Source organism: Paracoccus sp. IB05, from assembly GCF_016405985.1.
Classification (GTDB): Bacteria; Pseudomonadota; Alphaproteobacteria; order Rhodobacterales; family Rhodobacteraceae; genus Pseudogemmobacter.
On record NZ_JAEFCF010000039.1, the window covers coordinates 42,778 to 48,842 of the forward strand.

Below are 6,065 nucleotides of genomic sequence, written 5' to 3' on the forward strand. Positions count from 1 at the left end.
CCTGGAATCTACAGGGTCAGATCGACAGTATGAAATTGGAGCGGGACGGCCATGACCTATCAGTCAGCCCATGAAGAAGTACATTTCGTCAACCGCAGCGGTTGGTTGCGGGCCGCGGTGCTCGGCGCCAACGATGGGATCGTCTCGATCTCGGCGCTCATCGTGGGCGTGGCGGTCGCCAATCCTTCCGCAGAAGCGGTGTTCATCGCAGGCGCCGCGGGATTGGCCGCCGGGGCGATGTCCATGGCGGCGGGGGAATATGTCTCGGTCAGCTCACAATCGGATATTGAAGGTGCTGACATCGCCCGTGAGGCGCAGGCTCTGCGCGAGACACCCGCGGAGGAGGAGGCGGAACTGGCTTCTATCTGGGAGAGCCGAGGTCTCTCGCCCGCGACGGCAGCGCTTGTCGCGCGCGAGTTGACCGAAGCTGACGCGCTTGGGGCCCATGTGCGCGATGAACTCGGCCTCTCTGAGGTGCATAGCGCCAATCCCTTACAGGCTGCCTTTGCCTCTGGGCTCACGTTCACTTTGGCCGGGGCTGTGCCGATGGTTGCTGCGCTCGTCTCACCCGCAGAAACTGTCGCCGTCGTGGTTACTGTGACAACGCTGCTCGCGCTTGCCGTTCTCGGGGCTCTCGGGGCTTGGGCCGGCGGAGCCAAGTTGTTGCGACCAACACTGCGTGTGGTCTTCTGGGGCGGTGCCGCGATGGCAGTGACCGCCGCTATCGGGAAACTATTTGGGGTCGCGGTTTAGGCAGGCAGGGGGGCTATCCCCCCTTCTTGGGGATCGGGGGAAAGGTATTTTAGAGTTCAAAAGGGCCCGGTTTAACGGCTCTGGCATTGTCGAAGATTTGGTTGATGAAACTGCTGCCTCTCTATCAGCGGCGGAGGTTTGGGGGATCGCCAGCCTGCGCAAGCCCATAGCTGAGGCCCTTGCCAATCCGGTGCGCGAGGCCTGACCAATTGCGGGCCGATCTATTGTGAGGTTAGCAGCCAGCACTTTATCAAAGAGGTCCAGCCATATTGGAAACATCTCAGCGCGTATGTCTCCTGCCTCTTTGTGAACGAACATGGGGTTTCCATGAGGCTTTGGATTGGGTCAGTCTGTTGGCACGCCTGACCGAGGCCAAGACCCGGCTGGTAAACACGATTTCCGCACGGTCCGACGCCGAACTCTACGGCGGGCCCTGGTATGGGAAATGGACGAAGGGCCGGATGATCCAGTTCAATACGTCTTCTCCCTACGCCAATGCGCGAGTCCGGATTCGGAAGTGGCTCAAGGAGAAGGGCTGAGAGCGATACAGCTCTCTGCTACAAGGGGAAACCTGTCCATGCAGCAGAGGCGCCTGGTCTGCCTGTGGCCTCACGCCTTCAGCGCGTCTTTCACGGCCTTGGCAGGCGTAAAGGCCAGTTTCTTTGAGGCAGCAATGGTCACGGTTGCGCCGGTGGCCGGGTTGCGGCCTTCGCGTTCGGCGGTTTCCTTGACCTTGAACTTGCCAAAACCGGGGATCGAGGTTTCTTCGCCGGCAATGGCGGCGTCGGTCACGGCTTTGAAGACCGCCTCGACGGCAGATTTGGCCTGAGCCTTGGTCAGGCCATTCTCTTCCGCGACTTTGGCGGCGATATCGTTGATCGTGGTCATATGGGTCAGCTTTAGCGCAGGATCGTAATCTTGAATTTCACGCAGCGTGGACGTTCAAGCCGTTTCCTGCTTCTTTACTGCTGACGGGGCTTCGGCGTGCACTCCCGCAGACGGTGCGTATTCACGCATGCGGCCTATGGTCTGCTGGCATGCCTCATCTGAGGCTTGCAGCGAGGTGCTCGCCAGTTGCCGGAGTGCGCCGATAGCCGCCTCCTTCGGTATCGGCTTTCCTGCCCCGAGGGCGATTGTTCCGATCGGCTCGTTCGTCTGCATGAACATTTCCAACCAGGGGCCAACATAATCCGTGCCATTGCCGAGCGGTGAAGCCGCCGTTGGCTCCAGTTCATAGACCATCACGCATTCATCGCTCTTACCGTCTACGGTCGCCTGATAGCTGCCGAATGGGCGGCGCTCCAACATCCAGGACAGCGCGATCATCGGTGCGTTTTCCAGCGCCGCCGGGAGCTCTTCGGCTCTGTTGATCTGCTGCGGCAGCAGATCGGTGTCGAGGCTCCGCCATTGGCTGGTGGTCCCGGAGTAATATGCAAGCAGATAGCGCATTGTCAGCATGCCCATATGTTCTTGTTGTCGCTGGCATCTTTGCCCGACCAGGAAGTAGGGAGCGCGTCTTCTGCTCGCAAGGATCTGCGGTGGACCTTGGGCGGGATGCCGCCCAAGGGTATGTCGTCTTGCCTGCACGTACGGCATTAACGCCGTGACAGCAGCCTGCCGAGCCATCCGCTTTTGCCGGTGGCATTGCGCACCTTTGACCGGGGCGACCTGGCAAGAACTTCGCGCCCCGCATCGGTCAGTTGGTAACGCTTTGCGCTTATGACCCTGAAGAGCCCGCGATCCGTCAGGCGCTCGGCGATCTGCTCTGTCTCCGCGTTCTCCTCCGACCCGATCAGCGACAGGATTCCCTCAGGCTTACCCTCCGCGTCGCACAGGAGGTCGAGCCATGAAGATGGCAGGTCATCGTCGGACAACGCAGGGCTCCGGAGATGGAGACGCGTCGGGCGCCGGGTCGATTTGCATCGCAGGCATCCCTGTCCGACCTCAGCGGACGACCAGCACCGGGACCGGGCTGTGTGCCAGAACTTCGGCGGTCTGGCTGCCGAGCAACAGACGACCAAGGCCACGCCGGCCGTGCGAGGACATGCAGATCAGGCTGCAATCCCGCACTTTCGCCGTCTCGACAATCGCCTCGGCAGGTTGGGCATTGGGGATATGCAGAACCTCGGCGACTACACCGATCTTGTCCGCAGCTTCCTTCGCAGTTCTCAGGATGCCATCGGCCAGTTCCTTCTGGCTTTCCTCGAACCCGCCGCTGACCTCGATGGGCGCGACCCATGCCCCGCCCGCGGCCGCTGCATAGATCGGGAAGGCTTCCGTGACGGTGACGATGGTCACCTTCGCGCCGAGGGTCTTGGCCAGCGTCAAGCCGTGGTCGAGTCCCTTGGCGGCGGTTTCCGATCCATCGGTGGAAATCAGGATGTGATGATACATGATCATTCCTTTTTGGCTGGCAGGGAAGATCTGGCGCATGGCGGGATCGTGTTATTGTTGCACAGGCTTGCCCCCTGGCCAAGGAAATCCGTTCCAGATCAATGCCCGAGATGGGCTGGGCCTTTGGCCGTTCGACCGTTTCCTTGCCGCCGGTCAGGAGAGGGAGAGGGGGGAGGGGTTTTCCATGACGGGTTGGTAGCCGGAGAGAGGGTCTCCCCGGCGCCCGTCCTCGGAGTATCTGACATGGCCACTGCCGTTCAGAAGATCACCCTGTCGTCCTCGCGCGACATCCCCTTCAACAAGCTGGTGCTGAGCCAGTCCAACGTCCGGCGCGTCAAGGCCGGCGTTTCGGTCGATGAACTGGCCGAGTCCATCGCCCGTCGCGGACTGATCCAGTCGCTGCATGTCCGCCCGGTTCTGGGCGAGGATGGTACCGAGACCGGCATGTTCGAGGTGCCCGCCGGCGGTCGCCGCTTCCGGGCGCTGGAGGTGCTGGTGAAGCAGAAGCGCCTCGCCAAAACCGCCCCGGTCCCCTGCATCGTGTCCGACGCAACCGACGACGTGCTGATCGACGAGGTGTCGCTGGCCGAGAATATCGAGCGCGCACCGCTGCATCCGGTCGACCAGTTCCGCGCCTTCCAGGCCATGCGCGAGAAGGGCATGACCGAGGAGGCCATTGCGGCCGCCTTCTTCGTTGATGCCAAAGTGGTGAAACAGCGCTTGCGGCTGGTCTCGGTCGCGCCCGCGCTGCTCGAGATCTATGCCGAGGACGGCATGACGCTGGAGCAGCTGATGGCCTTCACCATCTCTTCGGACCATGAGCGCCAGGTTCAGGTCTGGGAGGCGGTGAAGGACAGCTGGTCGAAGGAACCCTACAACATCCGCCGCCTGCTGACCGAGACCACGGTGCGGGCCTCCGACAAGCGCGTCACCTTTGTCGGCATCGAGGCCTATGAGGCGGCGGGCGGGTATGTGCTGCGCGACCTCTTCCAGCAGGACGATGGCGGCTGGCTGCAGGATCCGGTGCTGCTCGACCGGCTGGTGAACGAGAAGCTGAAGGCCGAGGCCGAGACCATCGCCGCCGAGGGCTGGAAATGGATCGAGGTCGCGGTCAGCTTCCCCTACAGCCACGCCTATGGCATGCGGCAGTTGATCGGCACCACGGTCGATCTGACCGAGGATGAGCGCGCCACCCGCGAGGCGCTGCGAGACGAATACGACCGGCTCGAGGCAGAGTATGCGCAAGCGGAAGAATACCCCGATGAGGTCGATGCCCGGCTGGGCGAGATCGAGAGGCTCCTCGGCGCCTTCGAGATGCGGCCGATGATCTACGAACCTGCGCAGATGGCGCGGGCAGGGGTCTTTGTCAGCCTCGATGTCGACGGCACGCTGCTGATCGAGCGTGGTTATGTCCGGGCCGAGGATGAAGCACCGCTGGAACCTGAGCCCGAGATCGTCGATCCCGAGACCGGCGAGGTTCTGCAGCGCGCCGAGCATGAAACCTACCACAAGCGCGCGGTGTTCACCCTCGAGGGCGAGCCTGCCACCGCACCCGAGGAGGAGGAAGACGAGGGCGAGGCGATCAAGCCGCTGCCGGAACGGCTGGTGATCGAGCTGACGGCGCATCGGACCCTCGCGCTGCGCGATGCCGTGGCGAACAACCCGCGTATTGCGATGACCGCGCTGCTGCACCGGCTGGTGCTCGACTGCTTTGGCATCCGCAGTTCGGGCAATGCGCTGCAGGCCCGTATCAACGAAGTGCATCTGTCGGTGCAGGCTCCGGATCTTGGCGACTCGATCCCGGCGCAGGCCATCGACGAGCGGCATGCGGCATGGCGAGCGGATATCCCGCTCGATGACGGCGATGACCGGCTCTGGGACTGGCTGCACGCTCTCGACGAGGCCAGCCGACAGGCTCTGCTGGCACATTGCCTGAGCTTCGGGGTCAACGCGCTCTATGAGCGTCCGAACCCCTACAGCGGCAATGGCATCAGCCAGCATGGCCTGGATCGCCGCATGCAGGAGGCAGATCGTCTCGCGCGCGTGACCGGTCTCGATCTGGTTGAGACGGGCTGGAAGCCGACGGTCGCCAATTACTTCGGCCGCGTGACCAAGGCGCGCATCCTTGAGGCCGTGCGCGAAGGTGTGGGCGAGCAGGCGGTTGAACTGATCGGCCATCTGAAGAAGGGCGAGATGGCGACGGAAGCCGAACGGCTGCTGGCAGGCAGTGGCTGGCTGCCGGAGCCACTGCGACTGGACGCCCAGGATGCCGGCGCAGATGCGGCGGATGCCGGTGGCGCGGAAGCGGAAACTTTGCCCGATTTCCTCACGGACGACAGCGAGGACGATGAGCCTTTGGAAGACGAGGAGCAGGTGCCGACGCAAAGTATCGCTGCCGAATGACCTTCACGCGGGGCGGCTCCGGCCGCCCTTTACCCTCTCAGTCCAGCCTGCCCGGTCCTCGTGACCGGGCTTTTCTTTTGGAGCACGTCCCCATGTCGCATTCGATCGACATAGATGCGATCTTCATCGAAGATCGCTGTAACCCGCCCACAGAACGGTGCTTGCCCTGGCGCGAGACCAAGAGCGGTATTTCCGTCGTCGTAGAGCCGAAGCCCCACTGGGCGGACGACTTGCGGGTGTTCCGTCTCGATCGGCGGGAATACTGCTTCTATGCAGACTGGCTGGCCTCTGGTAGTCGCGCCCGATTTTATGGTCACATAGATCCCAGTGGCGCTGACCTGCTGTTGCAAGCCCGAACGATGCTTGCGCGCGAGATCGCCGAGGGGCTGTGGGATGAAGTGGCTTGAAATGGTCACCCCGGCCGTTCGACCGGCCGTTTTGGTTGGCGTTTTTCCCCAGGGTCGTCATGAGCGCACAGGGCTCAGTCTTTCCCTCTTTCCGGCCTCTTCGATCAT

8 protein-coding genes are annotated in these 6,065 nt (G+C 62.7%); 4 read left to right on the plus strand and 4 right to left on the minus strand.

The features are described 5' to 3' along the window. The first annotated feature begins 51 nt into the window (after window positions 1–51). Window positions 52–753: a VIT1/CCC1 transporter family protein gene (locus tag JC607_RS20395; protein WP_020952702.1), complete on the plus strand. Its 702-nt coding sequence runs from the start codon at window positions 52–54 to the stop codon at window positions 751–753. A 353-nt stretch (window positions 754–1,106) separates the two neighbouring features. Continuing rightward, window positions 1,107–1,292, plus strand: a complete 186-nt coding sequence (locus JC607_RS20400) for a ClbS/DfsB family four-helix bundle protein (protein WP_276946787.1) — start codon at window positions 1,107–1,109, stop codon at window positions 1,290–1,292. Window positions 1,293–1,362: 70 nt separating this feature from the next. Here the strand turns inward: JC607_RS20400 and JC607_RS20405 are convergent, their stop codons facing one another. From JC607_RS20405 to JC607_RS20420, 4 genes are all read right to left on the minus strand, one after another. Next, window positions 1,363–1,686: an HU family DNA-binding protein gene (locus JC607_RS20405; protein WP_255532616.1), complete on the minus strand. Its 324-nt coding sequence runs from the start codon at window positions 1,684–1,686 to the stop codon at window positions 1,363–1,365. A 9-nt stretch (window positions 1,687–1,695) separates the two neighbouring features. Next, a complete protein-coding gene (locus JC607_RS20410; RefSeq protein ID WP_198838664.1) occupies window positions 1,696–2,202 on the minus strand; it encodes a hypothetical protein in 507 nt (168 codons plus the stop codon). A gap of 146 nt (window positions 2,203–2,348) precedes the next feature. Beyond that, entirely contained in the window at window positions 2,349–2,627 is a 279-nt protein-coding gene (locus JC607_RS20415) for a hypothetical protein (RefSeq protein ID WP_035715120.1), read from the minus strand. 70 nt (window positions 2,628–2,697) lie between these two features. Further along, window positions 2,698–3,186: a universal stress protein gene (locus JC607_RS20420; RefSeq protein WP_233093048.1), complete on the minus strand. Its 489-nt coding sequence runs from the start codon at window positions 3,184–3,186 to the stop codon at window positions 2,698–2,700. 204 nt (window positions 3,187–3,390) lie between these two features. Here JC607_RS20420 and JC607_RS20425 point away from each other — a divergent pair, with 204 nt between their 5' ends. Then, the gene (locus JC607_RS20425; RefSeq protein WP_198838665.1) at window positions 3,391–5,550 is read left to right on the plus strand and encodes a ParB/RepB/Spo0J family partition protein; all 2,160 of its coding nucleotides are present in this window, start codon (window positions 3,391–3,393) and stop codon (window positions 5,548–5,550) included. Window positions 5,551–5,642: 92 nt separating this feature from the next. Continuing rightward, window positions 5,643–5,957, plus strand: coding sequence for a hypothetical protein (locus JC607_RS20430; RefSeq protein WP_198838666.1), 315 nt, complete (start codon window positions 5,643–5,645; stop codon window positions 5,955–5,957). Window positions 5,958–6,065 lie beyond the last annotated feature (108 nt).